Annotated in this window: 20 protein-coding genes, 1 pseudogene and 2 riboswitches; of the genes and pseudogenes, 6 read left to right on the top strand and 15 right to left on the bottom strand. The window is 39.0% G+C overall.

Annotated elements, in window-relative coordinates; translation table 11 throughout:
- Nucleotides 1-89: 89 nt before the first annotated feature.
- A riboswitch (SAM riboswitch) is annotated at nucleotides 90-197 on the bottom strand.
- A 134-nt stretch (nucleotides 198-331) separates the two neighbouring features.
- The 3 genes and pseudogenes from CWR48_RS10585 to CWR48_RS10575 form a co-directional block, all read right to left on the bottom strand.
- A pseudogene (locus tag CWR48_RS10585) lies at nucleotides 332-726 on the bottom strand (cupin domain-containing protein).
- Between the two features lie 18 nt (nucleotides 727-744).
- Entirely contained in the window at nucleotides 745-1,746 is a 1,002-nt protein-coding gene (locus CWR48_RS10580) for an aldo/keto reductase (protein ID WP_115773208.1), read from the bottom strand.
- A 73-nt stretch (nucleotides 1,747-1,819) separates the two neighbouring features.
- Nucleotides 1,820-2,206 (bottom strand): MerR family transcriptional regulator, encoded by a 387-nt coding sequence (locus tag CWR48_RS10575; RefSeq protein ID WP_170140741.1) that lies wholly within the window; start codon nucleotides 2,204-2,206, stop codon nucleotides 1,820-1,822.
- Between the two features lie 364 nt (nucleotides 2,207-2,570).
- On the opposite strand from CWR48_RS10575, the gene pckA reads away from it, so the two are divergent.
- The 4 genes from pckA to CWR48_RS10555 all read left to right on the top strand — a co-directional run bounded on the left by pckA (nucleotide 2,571) and on the right by CWR48_RS10555 (nucleotide 7,366).
- A complete protein-coding gene (pckA, locus tag CWR48_RS10570) occupies nucleotides 2,571-4,157 on the top strand; it encodes a phosphoenolpyruvate carboxykinase (ATP) (RefSeq protein WP_115773206.1) in 1,587 nt (528 codons plus the stop codon).
- A 609-nt stretch (nucleotides 4,158-4,766) separates the two neighbouring features.
- Nucleotides 4,767-5,756 carry an ABC transporter substrate-binding protein gene (locus tag CWR48_RS10565; protein ID WP_115773205.1) on the top strand — a complete coding sequence of 330 codons (990 nt, stop codon included), beginning with the start codon at nucleotides 4,767-4,769 and terminating at the stop codon, nucleotides 5,754-5,756.
- A gap of 12 nt (nucleotides 5,757-5,768) precedes the next feature.
- Nucleotides 5,769-6,554 (top strand): ABC transporter ATP-binding protein, encoded by a 786-nt coding sequence (locus CWR48_RS10560; RefSeq protein ID WP_115773204.1) that lies wholly within the window; start codon nucleotides 5,769-5,771, stop codon nucleotides 6,552-6,554.
- Between the two features lie 5 nt (nucleotides 6,555-6,559).
- The gene (locus CWR48_RS10555; protein WP_115773203.1) at nucleotides 6,560-7,366 is read left to right on the top strand and encodes an ABC transporter permease; all 807 of its coding nucleotides are present in this window, start codon (nucleotides 6,560-6,562) and stop codon (nucleotides 7,364-7,366) included.
- A gap of 72 nt (nucleotides 7,367-7,438) precedes the next feature.
- On the opposite strand, the gene ytkD is transcribed toward CWR48_RS10555, so the two are convergent.
- The 8 genes from ytkD to CWR48_RS10515 form a co-directional block, all read right to left on the bottom strand.
- Nucleotides 7,439-7,972: an RNA deprotection pyrophosphohydrolase gene (gene ytkD / locus CWR48_RS10550; protein WP_425453890.1), complete on the bottom strand. Its 534-nt coding sequence runs from the start codon at nucleotides 7,970-7,972 to the stop codon at nucleotides 7,439-7,441.
- A gap of 16 nt (nucleotides 7,973-7,988) precedes the next feature.
- Nucleotides 7,989-8,564, bottom strand: coding sequence for a hypothetical protein (locus CWR48_RS10545; protein WP_115773202.1), 576 nt, complete (start codon nucleotides 8,562-8,564; stop codon nucleotides 7,989-7,991).
- Nucleotides 8,565-8,760: 196 nt separating this feature from the next.
- Complete coding sequence (locus CWR48_RS10540; protein ID WP_115773201.1) at nucleotides 8,761-9,081, bottom strand: hydrolase; 321 nt, start codon at nucleotides 9,079-9,081, stop codon at nucleotides 8,761-8,763.
- Between the two features lie 71 nt (nucleotides 9,082-9,152).
- Nucleotides 9,153-10,595 carry an o-succinylbenzoate--CoA ligase gene (locus CWR48_RS10535; protein ID WP_115773200.1) on the bottom strand — a complete coding sequence of 481 codons (1,443 nt, stop codon included), beginning with the start codon at nucleotides 10,593-10,595 and terminating at the stop codon, nucleotides 9,153-9,155.
- 107 nt (nucleotides 10,596-10,702) lie between these two features.
- Nucleotides 10,703-11,521 carry a 1,4-dihydroxy-2-naphthoyl-CoA synthase gene (menB, locus tag CWR48_RS10530; RefSeq protein ID WP_115773199.1) on the bottom strand — a complete coding sequence of 273 codons (819 nt, stop codon included), beginning with the start codon at nucleotides 11,519-11,521 and terminating at the stop codon, nucleotides 10,703-10,705.
- A 59-nt stretch (nucleotides 11,522-11,580) separates the two neighbouring features.
- Complete coding sequence (gene menH, locus CWR48_RS10525) at nucleotides 11,581-12,384, bottom strand: 2-succinyl-6-hydroxy-2,4-cyclohexadiene-1-carboxylate synthase (protein ID WP_115773198.1); 804 nt, start codon at nucleotides 12,382-12,384, stop codon at nucleotides 11,581-11,583.
- Between the two features lie 4 nt (nucleotides 12,385-12,388).
- The gene (gene menD / locus CWR48_RS10520; RefSeq protein WP_115773197.1) at nucleotides 12,389-14,140 is read right to left on the bottom strand and encodes a 2-succinyl-5-enolpyruvyl-6-hydroxy-3-cyclohexene-1-carboxylic-acid synthase; all 1,752 of its coding nucleotides are present in this window, start codon (nucleotides 14,138-14,140) and stop codon (nucleotides 12,389-12,391) included.
- A gap of 4 nt (nucleotides 14,141-14,144) precedes the next feature.
- Entirely contained in the window at nucleotides 14,145-15,530 is a 1,386-nt protein-coding gene (locus CWR48_RS10515) for an isochorismate synthase (RefSeq protein WP_115773196.1), read from the bottom strand.
- A 252-nt stretch (nucleotides 15,531-15,782) separates the two neighbouring features.
- Here CWR48_RS10515 and CWR48_RS10510 point away from each other — a divergent pair, with 252 nt between their 5' ends.
- Together CWR48_RS10510 and CWR48_RS10505 are read left to right on the top strand one after the other, a co-directional pair.
- The gene (locus CWR48_RS10510) at nucleotides 15,783-16,724 is read left to right on the top strand and encodes a 1,4-dihydroxy-2-naphthoate polyprenyltransferase (protein WP_115773195.1); all 942 of its coding nucleotides are present in this window, start codon (nucleotides 15,783-15,785) and stop codon (nucleotides 16,722-16,724) included.
- 16 nt (nucleotides 16,725-16,740) lie between these two features.
- On the top strand, nucleotides 16,741-17,127 hold the full coding sequence (locus CWR48_RS10505; RefSeq protein WP_115773194.1) for a hotdog fold thioesterase: 387 nt from the start codon (nucleotides 16,741-16,743) through the stop codon (nucleotides 17,125-17,127).
- An 87-nt stretch (nucleotides 17,128-17,214) separates the two neighbouring features.
- Here CWR48_RS10505 and CWR48_RS10500 read toward each other — a convergent pair whose 3' ends face one another.
- From CWR48_RS10500 to CWR48_RS10485, 4 genes are all read right to left on the bottom strand, one after another.
- On the bottom strand, nucleotides 17,215-17,802 hold the full coding sequence (locus CWR48_RS10500; protein WP_115773225.1) for an ECF transporter S component: 588 nt from the start codon (nucleotides 17,800-17,802) through the stop codon (nucleotides 17,215-17,217).
- A 179-nt stretch (nucleotides 17,803-17,981) separates the two neighbouring features.
- A riboswitch (FMN riboswitch) is annotated at nucleotides 17,982-18,130 on the bottom strand.
- Nucleotides 18,131-18,193: 63 nt separating this feature from the next.
- A complete protein-coding gene (locus CWR48_RS10495) occupies nucleotides 18,194-18,838 on the bottom strand; it encodes a VTT domain-containing protein (protein ID WP_115773193.1) in 645 nt (214 codons plus the stop codon).
- Between the two features lie 278 nt (nucleotides 18,839-19,116).
- Nucleotides 19,117-23,442: a S8 family serine peptidase gene (locus CWR48_RS10490; protein WP_147294883.1), complete on the bottom strand. Its 4,326-nt coding sequence runs from the start codon at nucleotides 23,440-23,442 to the stop codon at nucleotides 19,117-19,119.
- A gap of 580 nt (nucleotides 23,443-24,022) precedes the next feature.
- The gene (locus tag CWR48_RS10485; RefSeq protein WP_115773192.1) at nucleotides 24,023-24,772 is read right to left on the bottom strand and encodes an aminoglycoside phosphotransferase family protein; all 750 of its coding nucleotides are present in this window, start codon (nucleotides 24,770-24,772) and stop codon (nucleotides 24,023-24,025) included.
- Between the last annotated feature and the right edge of the window lie 61 nt (nucleotides 24,773-24,833).

Here is a 24,833-nt window from a genome sequence, read left to right as displayed (position 1 = left end):
TTCAACGTACCTGAGAAAGTAGAAATATTTACTCTATAAAGTAAAAAAAGCCCTTCCTATAAATGAGGAAAGGGTTACCGGGCCTTTCACTCTTATTGTTCAAGGAATTTTCCTTGCATCAGGTTAGCACCTTTTCACATGATGTGATGGTTGCTGGGCTTCATCGGGTCTGTCCCTCCACCGACTCTGAATAAGAGAGTATCCGTTCTTTATTAGATTAACGAATCCCTTGGTTCATGTCAATAATAAATTCCCACGTATATTAAAAATACCACGGTGTAATAACACCGTGGTAGAGTCAAAACATTATGTTACCCTCCCTTTATAAATATTAAAGTTTGTCGTATTGCTCATCAGAAACCGGCTCTAACCATTCTGTTTCACCAACAGTCATTGCCAGGTGAACGAACCAAGAATATTTGGTCGCATCGTGCCATTGTTTTACGTTAGCCGGAATATTGACCACATCACCAGTTTTCAATAGTTATGCGATTTTACCTTCTTCTTGATACCAGCCTTCTCCGCCAGTTACAAGCAATACTTGACATACATCATGCATAGGCCAGCTGTTTCTCGCACCTGGGGCAAAGGTTACGTTACCAATTGGCGCATTTAGTGGTTTAGGGTCTGTAAAAACCATGGAAAGATAGGCATCACCAATGAATTATCCGTAACTTTTTCACCTAAGGGAAATATTGTACTATTTTTTAATGCTTCATTTTTCATATTTGATTTGCTCCTTTATTAATTGTTTTCTGGATTTGCGAGTGCCCCTACTACTGGATGAGGAATATATAATTCCTCTAAATAATTCATCTCATCAAGAGTTAAGTGAATGTCAAGTGCAGCTACCGCACTCTCAAGATGGCCTTCTTTTTGGGCACCGATGATTGGTGCGATAACTTGATCTTTGTTAAGAAGCCATGCTAACGCAATCTTATCCCGAGTAACACCGTGATTGGTTGCTACTTCAGCCAAACGCTTTACGATACTGCGATCCGCCTCCATCATAGGATCATATTTCGCATGTTGGGTCATGTCTGTTTCAGAACGAAGCGTTGTTTCCGACCAATCACGAGTCAAACGACCAGAAGCGAGTGGACTGTATGGCGTAATTGCAATTTTTTCGTCTCGACAGAATGGAATCATTTCACGTTCTTCTTCGCGGTAAATCATATTGTAGTGGTTTTGCATCGAGACAAATTTCGTCCAGCCATTATGCTTTGCTGTATATTGTGCTTTTTGGAACTGCCAAGCGTACATAGCACTAGCACCAATGTAACGCGCTTTTCCTGATTTAACGACATCATGAAGAGCTTCCATCGTTTCTTCAATTGGTGTGTCATAATCCCAACGATGAATAATATATAAATCTACATAATCTGTTCCCAAACGCTCCAAACTATGATCAATTTCACTCATAATTGCTTTACGAGATAACCCGCCACCATTAGGATGACCTGGACGCATTGTTTGATGAACCTTTGTTGCAAGGACAATATCGTCACGTTTTGCATAGTCCTTCAATGCATTGCCGAGAACGTTTTCACTTTCGCCCATTGAATAAATATTCGCGGTATCAAAGAAATTAATCCCTAAATCGAGGGCTTTCTTGATAACAGGTCGACTATGTTCTTCATTCAAAACCCATTTGTGAATCCATTTCTCGCTATCACCGAAACCCATTGCACCTAAACAAATACGGGAAACATCCATACCGGTATTGCCAAATTTTACATATTCCATCATTGAACCTCCTCTGTATTATGTAGTACTAATAAAATAACGGTTTTTCGAAATCTGTATTTCATAACTATCATTAATCAAATTCACGAAGTTCCTTTTCTGCTGGAACAACATGACTCTCATAGTTATTAATCTTAAAAATCAAGCGATCAAGTGCACTTTGCATGATATTGATCCGTTTTTGTAAATCGTTACGTTCATTATTTAAAATGTCTACACGAGCAGGTATTGTGGAATCATCACCATCTTTAAATAATGCAATGTACTCGATTAGTGACTCGATGGATAGCCCTGCTTCACGCATATGACGAGAAAATTCAATCCAACGAATATCTTCATCGTCAAAAACACGCACACCGTTCTTATTTCTTTTTACTGGCGGTATTAAGCCGATTCGTTCGTAGTAACGAATCGTATCAGCGGATACACCCGTTTTTTCACTTACTGCTTTAATGTTCAAATAAATCATCCTTCTTAGGTTTCTTATTAGGGTAATTGGATCGTTAGGCGAATATTACTTCCCGCCTGTGTATTTGGTACCACTGTAGACATCACCACCTGGGTGTGTTTGGTGACCGACAATATTAGTATATACCTTGGAGTGCACTCCAAGACAAGGGGAAAGTTTCAAGAAAGTTTTAATATAGAGAAAAAAGTCTAACTACTCCCATATTTGAAATAAATTCCATAAAATATTAAAAACATGCATTATTGGTATGGACTATTAAAATTAATGTGTTATACTAATTAAAAATCAGATTTAATGAATGTTAGAAATAATGAATAAACTTATTGTATAACTTATAAAGGCGGGAGAAATCGAGATGAAAACTGTGGAAAAGTCTTTGGTGAAAGAATTAATTTCTCAAGAAAACATGCAGCATAACTTATCTGTACCGCAATTAGTCGAAAAAATCCTGGAACGAAATGAAGGCACTTTAACGAATACCGGCGCTGTTCGTGCTACAACCGGAAAGTATACCGGCCGCTCTCCAGAAGATAAATTTATCGTTAAAGATGAAATTTGTGACACATTTATCAATTGGGGACCCATAAATCAACCAATCGAAGAAGTCTACTTTGAAAATCTATACCAGAAAATGATTGATTATTTAAAAGTAAAAGACGAAGTTTATTCGTTCCAAGGGTTCGCCGGCGCAGATGCTAATTACCGATTGCCGATTCAAGTTATCACCGAATATGCATGGCACAACCTATTCTCACGCCAATTATTTATTAAGGCTTCACAAACAGAGCTGAAAACACATCAAGCGGAATTCACGGTCATTTCTGCACCTAATTTCAAAGCAGATCCTGTTGTAGATAAAACAAATTCAGAGACCTTTATTATGATTTCCTTTAAAAAACGAATTATCTTAATCGGGGGCACGGAGTACGCTGGAGAAATAAAGAAATCGATCTTTTCAATTATGAATTATCTATTACCACAGCAGGATATATTATCCATGCATTGTTCAGCAAATGTTGGCCTGGAGGGGGACGTCGCATTATTCTTCGGCCTTTCTGGCACCGGTAAAACGACACTATCTGCTGACCCACACCGCCGTCTGATAGGTGATGATGAGCATGGTTGGGGACCTGATGGAGTATTTAATATTGAAGGTGGCTGCTATGCGAAGTGTATTAACCTGTCACAGGAGAAAGAACCACAGATTTTCAATGCAATCCGGTTCGGTACAGTACTAGAAAATGTGATTCTAGATGATGATACGAGAATTCCTGATTATGCCAACACTGTATTAACAGAAAACACTAGGGCAGCATACCCGCTAGAAAATATTGATCATATCATGTCTCCTAGTGTTGCAGGACATCCAAATACAATTATTTTCCTAACTGCCGATGCTTCAGGCACATTTCCGCCAATTAGCAGGCTAACGAAGGAACAAGCTATGTACCATTTTCTTAGCGGTTACACGAGTAAATTAGCTGGAACTGAAAGAGGTATTACGGAACCACAGGCAACATTTTCTGCTTGCTTTGGTTCGCCATTCCTTCCATTAGCACCAGCTAGATATGCAGAAATGCTTGGTGAAAAAATTGATATATATAATGCAAATGTATTTCTTGTAAATACTGGTTGGACTGGTGGCGCTTATGGTGTTGGCGAACGTATGAAGCTTTCCTATACTCGGGCAATGATCCATTCCGCACTAGAAGGAGAGCTTAATACAGTAGAGACAACGGTAGATGAAATCTTCGGTTTACAGATTCCCTCATCTATTCCCGGCGTACCTGACAGTATTCTAATTCCGAGATATACTTGGCAAGATAAAGTCGCGTATGACCTTGCTGCAAGATCCTTAGCAATGAAATTTCATCGTAATTTCGAAAATTTCGTCGAAGTTAGGAAAAGCATTAAGCAAGCAGGTCCACTATACAAAGGTTAATTTGGTAGATGAGAAAGTATAACGACTTTCTTAACGAATAAGCGCAACGAAGATAGCCCTGTTTACTCATCCCAAAAGGATTTCTTATATGAGTGAAAGTTGAGGTAGCATGTCTCCTCAACAAAATGCTTAGATTCATCCTATTTACCGACTTCTATCATGAAGTCGGTTTTTTCTTTTCTTAGGAAACTATAAAATTGGGCGCTGTGGGTAACTTAATTACCGAGAACAGCCATGTCCAGCTCCAGCGCTAAGCTGTAGCGAGACTTCCCTCACCTCCGTACACAGCTCAAACTTGCTTTAAGCTTTTGTTCTCTCTGGTGGGATTACGTTTGATGATTATTAAGTAGCACAGACAAACAAATCGTTCACATCTCAACTTTTATCGGATGTCAGCCATTCTTCTTAATATATCAGTTTTTCTATTTTGCCGTCCTTTCCCAAGCAGCAACAATATATCATTACAACTCTCGGTATAGGCATTCACACATTTTTTTACCATCGCATAAACTGTGTTAACTTTAGAAATCCCAAGTGTACCTTAGCAATGGAAAAGCAATAAAACACTTTTACCTGCTAAAATTACTTATTTTGAAAGGGTCGAATGTGATGAGAAAAATGACGATTTTCACTTTATTTGCATTTTTATTTCTACTGCTCCTATCCGCCTGCAGTTCATCAGAAGCAACGAAAATAAATTTAGCCGAAGTTACAAGATCTCTCTTCTATGCACCACAATATGTAGCACTTGAGCAAGGTTATTTTAAAGAAGAAGGACTTGAAGTAGAACTGCAAACAACATGGGGCGGAGATACAACGATGACTGCTTTACTTTCAGGTGGTGCCGATATTGCACTCGTTGGCTCAGAAACCTCCATCTACGTTTATGCGCAGGATTCAAAGGACTATGCAATTAACTTTGCACAATTAACACAAACAGATGGCACATTTTTAGTGGCGAAAGACCCAGATTCCAATTTTTCTTGGGAAAACGTTGTAGGAAGTAATTTTTTAGGACAGCGGATTGGTGGAATGCCACAAATGGTTGGCGAATATGTCTTAAAGCAACATGGGATTGATCCACATGCTGATTTAGAATTAACGCAAAACATCGATTTTGCAAATATTCCAGGTGCATTTGCTTCTGGTGATTATGAGTATGTTCAACTATTCGAGCCAACTGCAAGTGTCTTAGAACAAGCGGGCCAAGGTCACATTGTTGCATCGTTTGGTGAGGAATCTGGCACAGTGCCATATACCGTATTTATGGCAAAACAAAGTTTTCTAGATGATAACCCTGAAACCATTACGAAATTTACGAGGGCAATTTACAAAGCACAGCAATGGGTAACAGAAAACAGTGCAGAAGAGATTGCAAAAGTGATTGAACCTTATTTTGAGGATACAGACTTAGAAATATTAGCTTCTTCTATTGAACGTTACAAAAATCAAGGCTCATTTGCGACAGATCCAATTTTAGACGAAGCCGAATGGAATAACTTAAAAGGCATTATGGATGAAGCCGGTGAACTGCCAGCAGATGTGCCATATGAAGATTTGGTTAATACTACGTTTGCAGAAGATGTAATCAGTAACTAAGGAGGAAATAACGTGTCATTTCTAACCTTGGATCATGTTTCACATCATTATTTTTCAAAAAATGGCTTCACAAAGGCGTTAGATAATATTTCCCTTTCAGTGAAGGAGGGGGAATTTATTTCCCTACTCGGACCAAGTGGTTGTGGAAAATCTACCATTCTATCCATTATCGCTGGAATAATGAAGCAAACTGCTGGAGATGTCTATCTCCAGCACAAATCAATTAGCAATACCGATTTATCAATTGGTTATATGCTTCAACAGGATTACCTTTTTCCTTGGAAGACAATTATTGATAATATTTTACTTGGACCGAGGATTCAGAATCAACATACCGATGAAACGCGAGCACGAGCATTAGAACTATTAGAAGTTGTTGGACTTCCAAATGTTGCAGAAAAGTATCCGAGCGCGTTATCAGGTGGGATGCGGCAGCGTGTTGCATTAGTTCGGACATTAATTAATGATCCAAAGCTTTTATTACTTGATGAGCCATTTTCTGCCCTTGATTACCAGACAAAATTGAAGCTCGAAAATTTAGTTGCAAAGTTATTTAAAAACTATCACAAAACTGCAGTTCTTGTGACACATGATATCGGTGAAGCAATTGCAATGAGTGATCGTGTTTTCATTATGAATGCAAATCCAGGTTCGATTGCCAAAGTATTTGAAGTACCAATCGAATTAAGAAATGAGACACCAATTCTCGTCAGGAAGCATCAGAAATATCAGCTGCTATTCGATAAAATCTGGGAAGAATTAGACAAGAAAGAATCAGCAAGCAAGGTGGTGTTCTAGAGGATATGAAGCAAAAAACAGATCAACACTTATTTGAAAATTATAAGAGACACCTACAACGAGAAAAGAAAGTTGTTATCACTTGGCAGGTGGCCATCCTAATTTTTTTTGTAGCATTATGGGAGGTTGCGAGCAGATTCTATTGGATTGATCCCTTATTATTTAGCTCGCCATCAAAGGTTATCGATTTGCTCATTACAAGATTTGCAAACGGCTCGATCTTCGGACACCTGTCGATTACATTGTTTGAAACCATTTTAGGCTTTATCATTGGAACAATTGGTGGGATTCTGATTGCCATTTTACTTTGGTCATCTGCCCGGTTTTCCAAGGTCATGGATCCATATCTTGTTGTTTTTAACGCGATGCCAAAGGTTGCGCTTGGACCAATCCTAATTGTTGCATTTGGACCAGGATACTTTTCTATTATTGCGATGGGGTTTATTATTTCCGTTATCGTGACAACCCTTGTTGTCTATTCGGCCTTTAATGAAGTGGATCCAAACTATGAAAAAGTATTAAGAAGCTTTGGTGCATCGAAGGCACAAATTTTTAGAGAGGCGATTTTTCCAGCGGCACTTCCGGCTATGATTTCTACACTCAAGGTAAATGTGGGATTGTCATGGGTTGGGGTTATCGTTGGGGAATACCTTGTTTCGAAGCAAGGACTGGGTTATTTAATCATTTATGGATTCCAGGTATTCGATTTCACCCTTGTAATGGCGAGTCTAGTGATTATCGCAATTCTTGCGGCAATTATGTATAAGGTTGTTGAGCGGCTTGAAAAATGGCTGATCAAGCATACGACATAAAGTGCGTTGTGGTCTTGTCTAATACGTGAGGAAAACGCTTGGGGAATTTCTCACCAAGCGTTACATTTTTTTCTATACCGGACGTAAGGAAATACTTTGATTATTAATATACTCCATGCAATGTTCTAACACGCCATCCTTCATGACGAAGCTGTATCGACCATCATACCGTACATTTCGCGGTATACGTTCAAGCAATTGTGGCCCATCTGTTTCATAATAGGTTGCTTGAGTGATTAATTGATCTACATTTGCACAATAGACATTCTTAATAACGGTATCGCTTTTCCCATAAACAATATATTGACCAATATATACAATACTTTCTACTGTTCCTCCGGTTTCTTCCTTCACCTCACGGATTGCTGCCTGCTCAGCATTTTCCCCGATTTCAATTTTTCCACCAGGAAATTCCAACCCACGCTCACTATGCTTTGTTAAAAGCCATTTTCCCTGATGTTTGCAAATCACCCATACATGTTTTGGCTCCTTGGAGAAAGGATGATCTTCAAAGGAAAGCTTCACCTCATTGTTGTAATAATCCCTAAATATTTTCAACTTATCAACTACCCTTTTCTCTTTTAAATCAAGTGAAACTTCTTTCACTGGGGCTCCCCTTATCTTACGTTCGAAACGAATCATGATGTGTAATGCCCGTTATTGTCCAAGTGGAACCATTATACGTAAATTCTATACGTATGCTATAGTTTCCCTGTAGCTCTGATTCGTTATATTGATTTACCAATACTTTATTTTCACTTACCTGCTGCACTTCATAATCATTATCTTCTTCAAACCATGGTGGTGTTTCTGTTGGCAGAATATAGATTCCATCCGCTTCCTGATGGTAATAATAATCAACGTATTCAGCCACGATCTCACGATCAATGAATACTGCAAATGCATCCAGTAGTTCATCTATTGTAACATAATTTAGTACCCGATAATTTTCATCTGTTGGTTGTACTATTGTATTCATAAAGCGGTCCGTTAGTTCAACAATATTTTGGTGTGTAAGTTCTGGAATGGATTCTTGTTGACCTTTTGCCATACTACCTAATGTCGAAGTAATTTCTTGATGATTTTTTGCTTGAACAGGTACAGGATTATGATTGCTTACGACTAATAGTAACAGAATTACGCCTACACTTAAAACACAAAGCATCCATTTGCTATTTCTTTTTAAATTGTGCATCATTTTAACATCCCCTTTAAGATAGGTCCGTACTATCTTTATACTATAGTAGGCTATTCCTCATTACCATAAAGAGTAAACATTAAAAAACTAAGGTTTAACCAAGTCTTTAGGTGACAGCCTCAGTTGCATTTATGTAGTAAGAAATATTTTATACTTTCTTAGCTACCATAATATCGACAATAACTGCAGTTGCTGCTTATTCATGATTGTTTGGTAATACATCCATACTTTCAATATGTGCTTTGGTTTGTGAATTCCCTAACTGGTGGATGAGTTGATATGCTTCCAATAGATTTGCATCGTATTGGTCGTTTGCTTGGTCGTGATGGTACTCTATAAATGGGATTTGCGCGCGAATAAATGAATCGATGCTGGAATCGTGCATATTATCCATTTTCCTTCTCAACTGACTAATCTCCGATGTTGTTGCTTGTATCGAAAACGCATGATTGTTCTCGTTTCTAACCTCCGAAATCTCACCAGTGCCTATGTTTACATAATACGTTTTCTTTTCCATACCGCACCTCCTGTTCTTAATTTCGGCAACTAGTATGAAAAGTATACTACGAACAAAATCGGAAGAACTCGTTAGTTGAGCAATTTATTACGAACCAATTTATTTGCCGCATTTCGCGGTAGTTCGGCAACGAAATGAATTTCCTTCGGCAGCTTATATTTTGCTAATCGTTTTTCAGCAAAGGCAAGAACTTCTTCACTCGTTACTTCTTGGTTCTTCACGATGAAAGCAACAGGTACTGCTCCCCATTGTTCATCCTTTTTCCCAGTAACCCCTACTTCTTTGATCTGCTCCATTGCCGATAAGACACTTTCGATTTCCGATGGATAAATATTTTCCCCACCAGAAATGATTAAATCCTTTCTACGATCCACGACATATAAAAATCCATCTTCATCTAAATATCCTAGATCGCCTGTCGCTAACCAACCATCTTTTATTGATGCTTCATTCGCCGCATCATTCTTATAATATCCCCTTGTTACCATTGGACCTTTAACATGGATTTCTCCCACATTCGTTTCATCTTGGTCCACGATCTTTAGTTGAGCTGGGAAAAGCGGTTTACCTGCTGAACCGACTTTCTCTAGTGCATCCTTTGGGCTAAGTGTTACAATTTGCGAAGCAGTTTCTGTCATTCCATACGACTGGAACACAGGAATATCCCTATCCCTTGCCTCCTCAAGCAATGGTCTTGGTGCCGGTCCTCCACCTAAAAGCAAACATCTCAATGTGTACGGGTAGCTCTTTTCACCTAATTGCTTGATTAAGCGTTGCACCATTACCGTAACAACAGAAACAATCGTTATCCCCTTCTCCATGATTGCCTCATGGACGGTGGCTTCATCGAATTTTTTCAGTAAATAAATCGGCATCCCGTAAATAACGCTTTTAATTAAGGTTGATAATCCACTTACATGAAAAAGTGGCAAAGGAATTAACCATTTATCCTGTTTCTCCAGTCCTAAATTAAGCGCGGAACCGATGGCACTCCACCAATGGTTTCCATATGTGTGGATGACACCTTTCGGAAAACCGGTCGTGCCTGATGTATAAATTATCGTAAACGTTGCATCTAAATTAAGTTCTGTACAAAGTAATACATCTTTTTCACCGTAAGACTGGATCTCTGAAAAAGATAGGATTTTTCCTACATTAAGTGCGGTTTTCTCTTTCTCATTAAGTTGTTCAGCTGTCAGTAGATGGCTTACCTCTGCATCTTCCAGCTGGTAATTGATTTCTTCAGTCGTTAGGCGAATGTTGAGCAGAACCCCAACGGCATCTAAATAACTAAGTGCATGGATTGCCGTAATCATATCAAGGCTATTTGTCGATAAAATTCCAACATGCATTCCTTTAGAAACCCCTATTTCCGCCAATTTTCGTGCAAAACGCTGGCTGGCTTCTTTTAATTCAGCAAATGTAAGGGTATCGCCATGGTCCATTTCAACTGCGATACCATCCGGGTTGATGTCCGCCTGCTTTGTTACCCAATGTGGAATTATTTCTGTCATATGTATGATTTCCTTTCATTGTGAAATGTAAAGTTTATGATGTTAACAAGCAAAAACCTTTGCTTTTGGTAGCAAAGGTTTTTACTTCTTGTATCATGAAATATGGATCAAGGGAAGCGCGGGAACTGTTTGAAGTTTGGTTTTCTCTTTTCTTTGAAGGCATCTCTTCCTTCTTTTGCTTCATCAGTTGTATAGTAAAGCAAGGTTGCATCTCCGCCAAATTGCTGTAATCCAGCTAACCCATCTGTATCTGCATTGAATGATGCCTTTAGGAAGCGAAGTGCCATTGGTGATTTTTCCAATATTTCTTCACACCATTGCAATGTCTCCTCTTCCAGCTGCTCAAATGGAACGACTTTATTTACCATTCCCATTTCATATGCTTCTTCTGCATTGTACTGACGGCAAAGATACCAGATTTCACGTGCACGCTTATGACCGACCATGCGGGCAAGATAACCTGCGCCATATCCAGCATCAAAGCTACCTACTTTTGGTCCAGTTTGACCGAAAATCGCATTATCCGATGCAATCGTTAAATCACAGACAACATGTAACACATGTCCTCCACCAATTGCGTAACCATTTACCATTGCAATCACTGGTTTTGGAATTGTCCGGATTAAGCGTTGCAAATCAAGTACGTTTAAGCGTGGAATATTGTCACTGCCAACATATCCACCATTTCCCCGTACACTTTGGTCACCACCAGAACAGAATGCTTTATCTCCAGCACCTGTTAAAATAATGACACCGATTGAAGAATCGTCACGAGCATCTGCAAATGCATCAATCATTTCATTTACGGTTAATGGTGTAAAGGCATTACGCTTATGTTCGCGATTGATTGTAACTTTCGCAACACCATCATATTTCTCATAAAATATTTCTTCATATTTCTTTGCTTCTTCCCATTGTACAGTCATATTATTCCTCCTAATATTGACACTATGTAACCATATTGCGGGCTGTAAAATCACCCTGGCTATTGCTTGCTTATAATATACTCACTTACTAGTGTACCAAAAATTGCTGGTTTTTCAATGTGAATTGCATGTCCGGCATTTTCAACAATCACTAATTCGCTTAATTCCATACTGTTCTTCATTTTCTGATTAACCGCTACAAACTTGGAATCGAGCGAGCCAGCCATTAATAAAACCGGTTGCTTGAAGGTATTTAACTTCTTCCACCATGACGGCTGTTTTCCTGTACCCATAAACCGAAGCGAGTCTGCTAGCCCTTGTTCCGTTTGGGATAGTCTCTCAGTCCGAATCATTTGCTGAACATGAATTGGCAACGCTTTTTGAGTCTGGAATAATGGAATATCCTGCCAAAAATTAATAAAGGATACAAGTCCATCTTGTTCTATCTTCTGTGCTAACAATTCATCCTTCTTCACTCGCATCTTTCGCTCCTCAGCGGTCATTAATCCAGGGGATGCACTTTCTAAAATCAAGGTTTCGATCATTTCCGGATAAAGTATTGCAAATGATAGTGCTGTTCTCCCACCCATTGAATAGCCTAATAGATGGAGGGTTTCCAGCTGTAGAAGTCGAAAGAGCTGTGCTAAATCACGACAGCATATTTCCATTGTTACAGCTTCTTTCGTTTTCGTTCTTCCGTGACCCGGTAAATCAATGGTGATGATTTGCAACTTCTTATCCTGCTGTTCAATAAAATGCTGCCATGTTGCAGTACTTCCGGTGAAACCATGCAACAAAACTACAGGGATTCCTTCGCCATGCACTTCATACCAATAACTTGAAGTATCTGTTTGATAATACAATGAATTATTCCTTGCCTTTCAGAATTTCTTGTTCGATTGTTTGCCACTTTCCGCGATGCCAGTCAACATTCTCCGTACGATCTGTCTTAATTTCAATTACATGTAATCCTTTTTCCTGAAAGCTCTTTGTAAGCATTTCTTTCAGCTCTGCTTCTGTATTAGCAAGATTATATTCCCCTCCATACATCGTTACCGCATGCTGGAAGTCGATATTCAGTGGGGTACCAAATAATGCTTCAAAATGTTTTTTATCATTTGCTTGAGATAGGAATGAGAAGATTCCCCCACCATTATTATTAATTAACAGAATCGTGACATTCAACTGATAATGCTTCGCAGCTAGCAGCCCATTCATATCATGGAAAAACGATAGATCGCCACTAACAATTGTCACCGGATTCCCCGCTGTTGCTGCACCACTCCCACTAGAGAGTAGTCCATCAATCCCATTCGCTCCACGATTTGCCAGTACTGTAAATGATTTGTCTGTTGTCAGCATAAACGTATCAAAATCACGGATTGGCATACTATTCGCAACATATACACTACTATTTTCTGGAATGACATCGACAAGTCCTCGTACTGCTTCGCCTTCTGTAATCTGATCCTCAGCACCATGCAACAGCTCTGTTTTAGCGATGTAATTCATTTTCTTCCACGTTTGTAGAAAGGCCAGATTGAAATCCATTTCCGGCGCATGTGAAAATAGGTCCTTACAAAGCTCTACAGCATCAGCGAAGATAAATTCCGTATTATTTCCAGTAGGTTCACGGTAGCCTGCACTGTTTTCAATTGCAAACTGCATGACGTCCTTATTCTCTTTTAAGTAGAAAAGATACGATTTCGAAACAGGCATCGCCCCAAAGCGAATAATGAACTCCGGTTTCAGTTGCTTCCGAATGGTTGCATTTCTTAAAAAGGCATCATAGCTTTCGATAACATTATCCTTTGCATGTTTTCCAGACCGAACCTGTGACAAAGGATCCGCTAAAATCGGGATACCCCAATGTGCTGCAAGTGTTGTGACTGCTTCTGCAAAATCTTCATCTACTTGCGGGCCACAGACGATAACCCCTTTCTTCTTTGTACTTAACTTTTCAGTAAGTAGCTCTAATTGTTTCGTTGTAAGTCGTTTGCGACCATCAAGTGATACTTGATGGATTCGCTCATAATCACCGTAACCAGTCGGCTCCCAAATTGCATCTAAGGAAAAATCGGGATTAAGTGGTTCACGGTATGGAAAGTTGAGGTGAACAGGACCTGGATTTCCCTCCTCAGCAATATATACCGCATGTGCCGCCTTATTTCGAACATAATTTAGCATTTCCGGTGTGGCTTCAGGTAACGCCATCTCATGAAATTCTTTTACATAATCCCCGTATAACTTCACTTGCTCAATCGCTTGTGGTGCACCGACTCCACGTAATTCATGAGGTCGATCCGCTGTAATAACGAGTAATGGCACCCTACTATAATGCGATTCTACGATGGCAGGGAAATAATTTGCTGCTGCTGTTCCCGAAGTGCATAGTAGTGCAACCGCACGCTTCGTTTGTTTCGCAATCCCCATTGCAAAAAATGCCGCAGAACGCTCATCAATAAGTATCCATTCTTTAATGGATGGATGTTCAGTAAAGGTTAGGGCCATTGGGGTTGACCTCGATCCTGGTGAGATAACCACATCTGTTACACCGCTCTTTACGAGTTCATCCACAAAATTAGCTGTATATCTGGTTAGTATTTCTGTATGTTCCATTCCTTCATCCCCCTAAAACAGATAGCATTGGCATTAATTTAATATTCGTTTCTTCATATTCTTCCTCTGGATCAGAATTCTTAACTACGCCACATCCGGCAAATAAGGATGCACTGTCACCATGAATTAATGCAGAGCGAATCGCTACCGCAAATTCTCCGTTTTGATTACTATCCAACCAGCCGACTGGAGCACCATACCAACCACGGTCGAGTGCTTCATTTTCTCTAATGAATGCTAGTGACTCTTCCCGTGGAGTACCACCTAATGCTGGTGTTGGATGCAACTGTTCAATAATGTCAAAGATACTGTATCCCGCTTTTAGTTTAGCTGTAACAGGAGTATATAAATGTTGTAAATTCTTGAGTGGATAGACGACCGGTACATCCGGAATGACTAAATCTGTACAATAATCCTTGATCGACCGCTTAATCATTTGCACAACAAAATCATGTTCTTGGCGATTTTTTTCATCATGCAAGAGCTCATTGCTGATCCGGTCATCCTCTGCTTTTGTCTCACCTCTTGGAGCAGTACCCGCTAAACAGGTTGAAAGAAGCTGATCCTGCTCAACCTTTACCAACCGTTCTGGGGTTGCACCGATAAAACAATCCTCAAGCTTTTCAAATGCAAATATATAACTATTCGCCTGCGTATCTAACAGTTTATTTATGATAGCACCACTTTCCGCCTTTTTATTAAAGGTTAAGCGTACTTCACGTGCCAGAACAATTTTCTCTGCCTTCTTGTTACGAATTTCACTTGTTGCTGTACGAACACTCTCTTTCCAGCCTTCTGGATCGATTTCTACCCTTTTATCAATTGTTAATGCTTCGGCCTCCAAATGATTCGGTTGCAAAAGTTTTGCCTCCAATTGTCTAGTTGCTGCTGCCAATTGGCCTGGATGGTCATCCTTCTTCACGAAAACATTCATCGTAAAATAGGATTCGTCTTGATAATTCGCTAGCTGAAACTCCGGTATCATAAATTGACTCGGTTTAAAATGCTTCCATAATTCCGTTGTATTTTTCTTTGGATCAAAGGACATACCTCCGAGTGCAATCACACCTGTACCTGGTAGTTGATATGGATTATGAATCACAGCCTGTTCCAATAAATGATCCCACTGCTGCTTCGTTTCTTTGAAGCGAGATTGATTCGCGACAATTTCATATGCTTCACCGATCCCTACTAAAAACAAACTTCGATTTGAGTTTGTCCAAAAGGTTCGATTCTTACCCATAAATCTAGCTTGCTCATAAAACTCCAGGGCGTCCGTCGTTTGTATTTTCTTTGTAATGCTAACAAGTCGGGCATTTTCATTGTTCTGCAACCCTTGGATTACTTTTTCGAACAATGCTTCAACCTGCACTTCCTTTATTTCAATCATGTGAGTAAACCTCCGTAATATACGATGACTAGAAAACTTGGGACAACAATCCATTTTCACGGTCTTAGTTACATTTATGCTGTGAGAAAGTCTTATACCTTCTTACCTACCAAAAAACGTCCATATTCATTTTATGCTCTTTTGCCAGGTTTCTCAAGAAAAGGCACTGCATTTCTTTTGAAAGATTGACACTATCCCTTAATTTGCCTAAAATTAGGATGGTATTTAAAGAAAATCAGGGGGAAAACTTCCATGCAATCTACAAACAATCTTAATGTTAATGTTAAAGAAGCCTTAAATGAAAAAGAAGGCTTTCATGTATGGTGGCGATTAATGCGCCCACATACTTTAACCGCGTCATTTATACCCGTTTCAGTTGGAACAATGATCGCTTATATTGATGGTTCAATCAATTGGTTATTATTCGTTGCCATGTTAATCGCTTGCTTGCTAATTCAGTCCGCAACAAACATGTTTAATGAATACTTTGATCATAAACGCGGATTAGATACAGAAGAATCTGTTGGTATTGGAGGTACAATTGTCCGCGATGGCATTGCACCTAAAAAAATTCGCAATATCGCATTTATTTTTTATGGCATTTCTATTTTAATTGGGGTCTACATTTGTGCGGCATCAAGCTGGTGGATCGCTGTCATTGGACTTATTTGTATGGCATTTGGGTATTTATATACAGGTGGACCACTCCCTATTTCCTATACCCCACTTGGAGAGCTGTTCTCGGGCGTATTAATGGGATCCGTTATTATCGGCATTACGTATTTCATTCAAACTGGTACAGTAACGGCTACGATGATTTGGATCTCGCTGCCAATCACAATCTTTATCGGTAGCATTAATTTATCGAATAATATTCGTGATCGTGATGGAGATGAGATTGGCGGACGAAAAACTATCCCTGTATTAATCGGTAGAGAAAAGGCGATAACCTTTTTGGCAATCTTATTTATTATCGCATATGTTTTAACTGCAATTTATATGATTATCGGTATTCTACCAATTTGGTCAATTATTACTTTCCTTAGTGCAATCAAAGCTCGCAGTGTCATTCAGAACTTCCGTGGCAAAACAGCACCACTGGAAATGATGCCAGCGATGAAGGCAACAGGAATCACCAATACGATTTATGGTTTCTTATTAGCAATTTCGTTATTGATTAGCAAATTAGTGTAATAAGGGGGAAATTGTCATGAATTTAGAAAATACGTTACTAAACTCACTTGGAATCGAAGTTGTATCAATCGATAAAGAATTAGTCGTATTAACAATGCCTGTTGATTCACGAACCATTCAGCCAGCAGGTTTCTTGCATGGTGGCGCAAGCGTCGCACTTGCCGAAACAGCAGCAAGCATCGGTGCAGCAGCATATGTTGATTTGGAGGAGAATCATGTATTCGGCATCGAAATAAATGCGAATCACGTTAAAAGTAAACGGGATGGCATTGTAACCGCCATGGCAACCCCACTTCACGTCGGAAAAACGACGATGGTCTGGGAAATTAATATAACCGATGAGGAAGACAATCTCATTTGCATCTCAAGATGTACGATTGGAATTGTTCCAAAAAGAAAATAGTTGGGGAAAAAACAGGTTTGGGAGTCCAAGCCTGTTTTTTTGGTGGCAACAAAAAAAGCCAATCTCGCGTTGAGATTAGCCTTTTTACTATGTTAATGATACTTGCTTTTGTTCAATCCAGCGACGCATTTTTATAAATACAGGCACAAATAGTAATGCGACAACAATTCCTTTAATTATATTAAATGGCAGAACACCCGCCATAACGGAAGCCCAAATTACTTGATCTGTCATTTCCCATCCCATGAACCATCCATATGCTGGTAAAATGACGAAATAATTTAGTACACTCATCCCTACTGCCATAATAATAGTTCCAGTTATTAAACCGGAAACAACGCTCTTTGTTCCTTTTTTAAACTTATGATAGATCATGGAAACTGGTACAACGAACATCAACCCTGCTAGGAAGTTTGCTGCAACTCCAATCGGATCAACAGCACCAGATATTGCTAGGTATAGTAAGTTTTTAATCGCAACGACAATTATTCCTGCGATTGGCGAGAAAATCAACCCTGCCATTATCGCTGGCACCTCGCTAAAATCGATCTTTAAGTATCCTGGTAAAAATGGTAATGGGAAATTTAAGAAAAATAATACGAGTGAAATTGTCCCTAGTAGTGCCAAAATAATAAGTTTTAATAATTTTGATGATTGCTTGCTCGTTTTTTGCATCATCGTTTTCCTCCTTCATCAACTAATCGATTCCGCTCTCGTAATGAAGGAGTAAGTCTTAGCCTATTCAACCATTATAAAAAATAGTACATAAAAACCCTAAAGTCCTATGGGGCTTTAGGGTTTGAAAATTCATATATAAATTAAAGTGTATTATTATCATACACTAAAATCAGGCTCGACATCTTCTTTTATCCAGACTTTAACTGTCGGTCCTGGAGTCACACCAGGTCCACCACTTAAGCTAATCGCTTTTATGGGTCGCGGACTTCGAGTAATCAAACTCGTTACCGCCGATCGGGAATTGCACCCTGCCCCGAAGATTGGAATCGATTATTAAGTTGTATAATGTTATTATACTTACTTTTAGTAATTATGCAAGTGCAAAAGCTTAATTATTTTTTAGTCGATTCCGCAAATAAGTGATGATTGCTGGTAAAATAGATAAGAAAATTATGATTAAAATAACGGTCGAGAAATTTTCTTTGATGATTGGAATATTTCCAAATAAATAACCGAGAATCGTACATATTAGAACCCATAGTGCAGCTCCGATAATATTATTGATAATAAAATAACGATAATTCATTCTACTCGCACCTGCAACGAATGGGATAAATGTGCGAATAAACGGCATGAAACGTGCAATGATAATCGTTTTTCCGCCATGCTTATTAAAGAAATCCTCCGCCTTGTTCATCTTTTCTTTATTAATTAATTTCCCTAACCAACTATTCTCAGGGATTGATGTCCCTATTTTTTTCCCAATGTGATAATTGACCGTATCACCGATAACGGCTGCAGCAAAAAATAGAATGATAAGGAACACTATATTAAAGGCTCCCATTGCCGCTAAAGCGCTACTGGCAAACAATAAAGAATCCCCTGGTAAAAAAGGAAAAATAACGACACCAGTCTCAATAAAGACGATTAAAAATAAAAGCGCATATGACCACAAACCAAATGTATCAATGATACCAATAAGGTGTTCATCAATATGTAAAATAAAATTGATTAAATCCTGAATGATTGACATGTTTATACTTCCTTTTCTGTTTTTTAATCACATACAAAATTAATTACCAAGCTCTGACTAAATAATTATTACCCATTTATGTATGAACCACAAGTTTTTTCTGTATATTAGCTAAAAAGTTAATCTATTTTTAATGTTAGACAACGATAAGGCATGTTCTAATAGAAGATTAACATCAAAAAAAACTTGGCTGCTAGCAATAGCCAAGTTTTTTACATTTCTCATCAGTATCGACGCTTCTTATTCATTCTACTTAATCCAATACCTAACATCCATCATCATTCAACATTTATATATAATTTTCCTTTTGCTTGTGCGCGTGTTTCATTGCCAAAGCTGTCTACTGCTTTTACTTCAATTACTGCACCTTTTGCATATGCATTACTTGTTGCTGTCCAGTATCCTACATAGTGGCCGACAGATGTTTCCATTATCGGTAACTCTGTGGCATCCTGAACAGTATTGGTTAATGGCATATGAATGACGAATGTCGATTTTAGATTTGCTTCACTATCAAATTCGATTTTCACCGTTTCACCAGCTCGTAGATATTTATCTTCTGTTGGTGTTAGATTTTCAATTTCCGGTGCTTCAAAATCTGCTTCTACTGTTATCTTTTTATTTACTTTATTTCCTGCAGAATCTTGAGCAACCACTTTAATTTCGTTCGCTCCATTTTCTATAATGATCCGTTTCGAATACTTTCCATAGGTAACGGCAGCCTTTTGACCGTTGACTTTAACCCATTCCAGATTCGTATCACTTACCGTTCCTTCTACTGTCACTGTCTCACGATTCAATTTATCGCCATTCTTAGGACTGTCGATTGTGAGCTCTGGCTTGGTTGTATCAAGTGTGACAGTAACCGTTTCGGATTCACCAATTGCAACGCCATTCATCAGTGTCACTGCTTGGAGTTCATTGGTTCCTTCTGCCAATTCAATTGGCAATGCAAACTTGCCATCATCACCAACCTCAGAAGTTCCAATTTCCTCCCCATTTTTGAGTAATTGTAATGTCGTTGTTGCCGATGCCTTTCCTTCTACCGTAAGAGCGGCTTCGTTTGTTACAAAATCTTCAACAGGTGATGTGATAACTGGATTTTCCACACCATAGGCAACACGTGCGCGAATCATATAATTCCCTTCAGCTGCAGGTGATGGTGACCATGCTCCAGCAACTACTTGATAACTACGCTGTGCATTTGCTCCATTCTCATCTGTAGCTAATCCTGGTGCATTCGTGTTTATTCCAGTTTGAATATAGGTCATATAGAAATCACCCTCAACTTGGATAGCATGCTCCGTTAAATCTACAACTGTCCACTCAGCCAAGCTTCGATTAGCCTGTGCATCAATAGGACCTGCCAGTTTCTTACCTGGCGTTCCATCAGGACCAGATGCATCCCACACCTCTACTGCAAACCCTGTTCCACCAGGTACAGGCCAGTCTGCATCATGGAATTGGAATACACCCTCCGTCACAATCGCACTATCCTTGCCCTCTGGTAATGACATTCTAACCGCCCAACCATTACCTGCATCATAGAATGCTCTAGCATTCTCAGCAGTTCCATCATCATAACCGATTTCCCCGCCAGGAACGGTGTAGAATGGCTCTAGAACAACATCAATAGTTGTATCTGTACCATCAAGATTAACCTCTACTTCTTTTCCATGGTATCCTCTTGCTAAGACTTTTAAGGTATATGCTCCCTCATATGCAGTCAATGAATAATTACCTGACGCATCTGTAGCAACTGGTTCAACATTCGCGTCTTCTACAAGCAGAACGGTTGCACCTTCAATTGCTTCGCCAGTATCTTCATCAGTTATTGTTCCACTTACCGAATATTGATCAATTTCCTCTAATGTAAAATTAGCTGTTGTCGATGCATCATTTTCAATTGTTACTTCCTGTGTAGTTGGATGGAATCCATAGGCTTCAGCCTGAACTGTAAAATCTCCAGCAGCATGAAGGAATGAATAACTTCCATTCGCAGGATTCGTGTTTACCGATCTACCGCTTTCAAGTACATTTACTTGTGCACCAATTGGTAATAGTGTTGGACTAACAGCGTCCCCTTCAATCGGACCCTTTTCTTTAATTGGGAGTACAGGCACAATTTTTGCTGGCTCTACTTTCTCACCCTTCAATGCCTGATTAGCTCCTTTTTCCACACCTAAATTAGCATTTGCTTTCCCTTTTTCAGAAGCAAGTCCTAATGATTTGCTAACGCCTTGAGCTGTATCGGATAATGCTACATCATCAATATACCAACCAGCTCTAACTACGCTTCCATCCGTGTCTAGATTAAATCCGATATAAACACGCTGACCTGCATAGTCTGATAAGTCGATTTCAGCACTTTGCCAACCATTGTTAACATCCGTTATGCGTAAAAGCTGTGTCCAGTTCTCTTGATCGGTTGAGATAAATACATGACCAAAATCCCAATTTCGTTCAAGGTTATACCAATGACTAAATTGTAAATAAGAATTTCCTTCTGGTAAGTCGATTGGTGGCATCATTAGAGTCGAATTCTCATTGGAATTATAGTTGCCTGTAGGATTCGTTGCATACACATACTCGCCTGAAGCAGCACTTCCAGGACCTGTTGTCGGTATTCCATGAGCCCAACTACTATTTTCGCCAAAAATCGTCCAACCTGCTGGCGCTGTTTCAAAGTCAGTACTATAACCAACCGTAATACCCGCTGCTACTGCCACAACATAATTTTCACTTATTACTTCATTATTGCCGAAATCATTCACTTTAACGGAATAGGTGAATGCATCCACTACAATGTCGTTACCTGGAATGGTTGCTACGTATTCCCCGTTCTTGTAGTCACCAGATACACGCTTGGCTGTAACAGCTTTTGCTTCCCCATTTGCATTCTCGTAATTCACCACAACAGATGAAACGCTTACATTATCTGCAGCTTGAATAACTAAATCTAAGTTCATTCCTGCATAGGTTTCTACTGGTGCAACATGCTCAAATGTAGGTACTTCCGTATCTTCTCCTGCTTTCGAAACTTGACCTTTTAATGTTCCAAGACCAGATACGATGGAAGAAACAGCATCATATGCATTTATCAAACCATGACCATATCCCATATTAGGGGATTGTGCATATTCAGCATCCGTTAATGGTGTTGCAGTCGCATATAAAATCTCTTCAATTTCGTCAACAGTTAAGCTTGAGTCAACTTGTTTTAATAAAGCGACTACTGCTGAAACCGCAGGTCCTGCCATTGATGTTCCATTCCAGCCACCCTCATAACCGCCACCAGGAACAGAAGATCGAATATTTACACCAGGTGCCGATATGTCTGGTTTAATATCTCCTTCATATGGTGAAGGTCCTTCTAAGGAGAAGCTTGCTAGTTTGTCATTACTATCCGTTGCGCCTGTCGCAAATGATTCCGGATAGTTTGCAGGTGTTGCAATTGATCCTGGACCACCAGGGTTAAATAATGTCGTATTACCTGCAGAGAACTCAGGGAAAATTTCCGCTGCTCTCCAAGTTATGACAACATCACGGTACCATTCATCAAGACCTGGACCGCCACCCCAAGAGTTATTCACAACATCAGGTGCTTTCGTCACATCGCCACCAGGTGCCAATATCCATTCAGCTGCCTCAAGCAAATCTGCATCCGTTCCACCAGCTGCAGTAAACGCCCGTGCAGAGATGAATTTTGCCCCTGGAGCTACCCCAACCTGATTCGATCCATCGGCTTCACTGCCAACCATTGTACCAGTAACATGTGTACCATGCCCTTGATCATCATATGGTGAACCTTGGCCTGCTGTTGCATCAAACCAGCTGTACGTGTGATCTACTTCACCAGTTGCAGCATCATAGCCACGGTATTTTGCTGCAAGTGCAGGATGGTCGAATTGAACTCCTGTGTCAATACTCGCAACGACAATACCTGTCCCATCAATGCCCATATTCCAAACTGCTGGTGCCCCTACACGTTCTACGTTCCATTCAATATTAGCAGTTTCTGACTTTGGAGCTTTTGCTTCCGTTGATACCGTTGTAAACAATTCCCTAGTCTCATTTGGTAAAATCTTTTCAACTTCTGCAAATGCTGCTATCTTCTCTGCAACTTCTTTTGTTGCAGTGACAGCGATGCCATTTACAATATGATAGGAATGGAAATCATCTACATTCCCTTGTTTTTGTTCTTCTTCCAAATAGGTCAATACATTTACTTGTGCAGCAAGTGATACTGCTTTTAGTTCAGCGATAACTGCTGAACGCTGTACATGCTCTTGTTTTTGTACAGAAAGATTCGCTTTTTCTGCACTTGCCCTTGCATCTGCTGCGACTTTTGCACTATCTGCCTTTTCGCTAAATTTAATTAAGAAGGTTACTTTTTCATCTTCCTTAAATGACGAAAGTAATGTTTTACTTACTTTTGATTCGACTATTTTACTCGAATCATTTAATGATTGGTGTAGCTTAGAAGATTGTGTCGTGTTACTCGACTCTGCAAGCGAAATACCAGGTGTAAGTAATGTAAATGTCATTAAAACTGTCGCGGCAAGACTAAATGCTTTGATTTGACGTTTTTTCTTCGTTCTCAAATCTTTTCCTCCCCTCAATTTTAAAACCGTATGCCTCCAACTAATAAAGCCCCCTTCCCACCTTTATTTTGTGAATCGCCGGTTCTCTTAGCTTAAAAATCTAGTTGTTAAATAAAGTATAGTAGATTACTAGAGGGATTATTGTCGAATGGCGTCATTTTTAATCTGAATTTTCAAAATTGATAGTTTAGTATTGTTTTTTCCTATTTTAGTTCCCAGGAGATTACTCCCGTAAATAAATGGAGTATAGCAGGAAATAAGGGAGGAAAAGGAATTGAAAGACTGCTCGCTGGAATTTTAATTTGTAAAAAAATAAAAATGATGATTGAGACCTACTCATCATCATTTAAATCGTCATTTATTTTCGTAAAGCTAGAAATATAGGAGTTTTGAACCTTTTTTGTTAACAATTATATGAACTATTTGTATGGTGAATTGATAAATTTGTAAAACAAAATAAGTCCTATTACCTTGATTCTGAAAATATGTTACTTAATTGCAATTTAACTATGAAAAAGAATAGATATCAAAATTAGACAGTAGAAATTATTTTTTTACATATCGGTTGAAAAATAAAAGTTCATAAAGGACAGTAATCATTGATTATTTTAATAAGACGATCTGCGTTTTCTGATGAAACATTTTCAGATAATCTCGCTGCAGCCATAATTGGAGCCCATTGAATAACTTCTTCTTGTTGCAAACCACTTTTTTCACAGTAACGATTTAAATACATATCGGCTAAATCGCCGGAAAACTGGGAGTATAGCAAATAAGTACGGTATACATCCGCGCGAATATCTCCTGAGGTTGAATCGACCCAATCAATTACTGCGACTTTGTTATCTGACATAATCAAATTAAAAGGATGGAAATCACCATGACAGAGTCTGTTCTCATATTCTATTGAATTCAAATTCCGTATTAAAATGGATTTATGCCCCTCATCTAAAGACGGAGCCATTTTAATTTTTTCCTTTAATTTGGGGATCATCGACTCTGGAGAATACGTTTTAACCATATAAATTCTTTGTTGGATTTCAATTGCTACATCCATATAATACTCAGATTTTTTCGTGTTTTTAAATAGTAAATCTCCTATTGTTTCTCCCTTAATGTATTCCATAATAATAGCCTGTTTTCCATTTATTTCTGTAACATCAAAAATTTCAGGGACGAAGATACCACAGGAATAAGCAAAATTTTGCTTATTCGCTTCATATTGAGCTTCCGTATTTGGTAAATGGTCATGAAATACTTTAATAACTTTGTCTCTCTGTTGGTATATTTTGGCAGTATTCCCTATAGCAATTGGATTACCTAGGTCCATTCTTGTTCTCCCCTAAAATATATTTCTTTCATCAGAAAACGTGTTAAAAGACTTCGCTGGC

Source organism: Oceanobacillus arenosus, assembly GCF_003369575.1.
Taxonomy (GTDB): Bacteria; Bacillota; Bacilli; order Bacillales; family Amphibacillaceae; genus Oceanobacillus; species Oceanobacillus arenosus.
This window is presented reverse-complemented; position numbering and strand designations above follow the sequence as displayed.

Excerpts from the sequence above, each read along its gene's own strand:
- menB (WP_115773199.1), bottom strand. The coding sequence starts at position 11,521 with ATGACTGTACAATGGGAAGAAGCAAAGAAATATGAAGAAATATTTTAT.
- pckA (WP_115773206.1), top strand. The coding sequence starts at position 2,571 with ATGAAAACTGTGGAAAAGTCTTTGGTGAAAGAATTAATTTCTCAAGAA.
- CWR48_RS10495 (WP_115773193.1), bottom strand. The coding sequence starts at position 18,838 with ATGTCAATCATTCAGGATTTAATCAATTTTATTTTACATATTGATGAA.
- CWR48_RS10485 (WP_115773192.1), bottom strand. The coding sequence starts at position 24,772 with ATGGACCTAGGTAATCCAATTGCTATAGGGAATACTGCCAAAATATAC.
- CWR48_RS10565 (WP_115773205.1), top strand. The coding sequence starts at position 4,767 with ATGAGAAAAATGACGATTTTCACTTTATTTGCATTTTTATTTCTACTG.
- CWR48_RS10500 (WP_115773225.1), bottom strand. The coding sequence starts at position 17,802 with ATGCAAAAAACGAGCAAGCAATCATCAAAATTATTAAAACTTATTATT.
- CWR48_RS10515 (WP_115773196.1), bottom strand. The coding sequence starts at position 15,530 with ATGATTGAAATAAAGGAAGTGCAGGTTGAAGCATTGTTCGAAAAAGTA.
- CWR48_RS10510 (WP_115773195.1), top strand. The coding sequence starts at position 15,783 with ATGCAATCTACAAACAATCTTAATGTTAATGTTAAAGAAGCCTTAAAT.
- CWR48_RS10545 (WP_115773202.1), bottom strand. The coding sequence starts at position 8,564 with ATGATGCACAATTTAAAAAGAAATAGCAAATGGATGCTTTGTGTTTTA.
- CWR48_RS10535 (WP_115773200.1), bottom strand. The coding sequence starts at position 10,595 with ATGACAGAAATAATTCCACATTGGGTAACAAAGCAGGCGGACATCAAC.
- CWR48_RS10540 (WP_115773201.1), bottom strand. The coding sequence starts at position 9,081 with ATGGAAAAGAAAACGTATTATGTAAACATAGGCACTGGTGAGATTTCG.
- CWR48_RS10580 (WP_115773208.1), bottom strand. The coding sequence starts at position 1,746 with ATGGAATATGTAAAATTTGGCAATACCGGTATGGATGTTTCCCGTATT.
- menD (WP_115773197.1), bottom strand. The coding sequence starts at position 14,140 with ATGGAACATACAGAAATACTAACCAGATATACAGCTAATTTTGTGGAT.
- CWR48_RS10555 (WP_115773203.1), top strand. The coding sequence starts at position 6,560 with ATGAAGCAAAAAACAGATCAACACTTATTTGAAAATTATAAGAGACAC.
- CWR48_RS10505 (WP_115773194.1), top strand. The coding sequence starts at position 16,741 with ATGAATTTAGAAAATACGTTACTAAACTCACTTGGAATCGAAGTTGTA.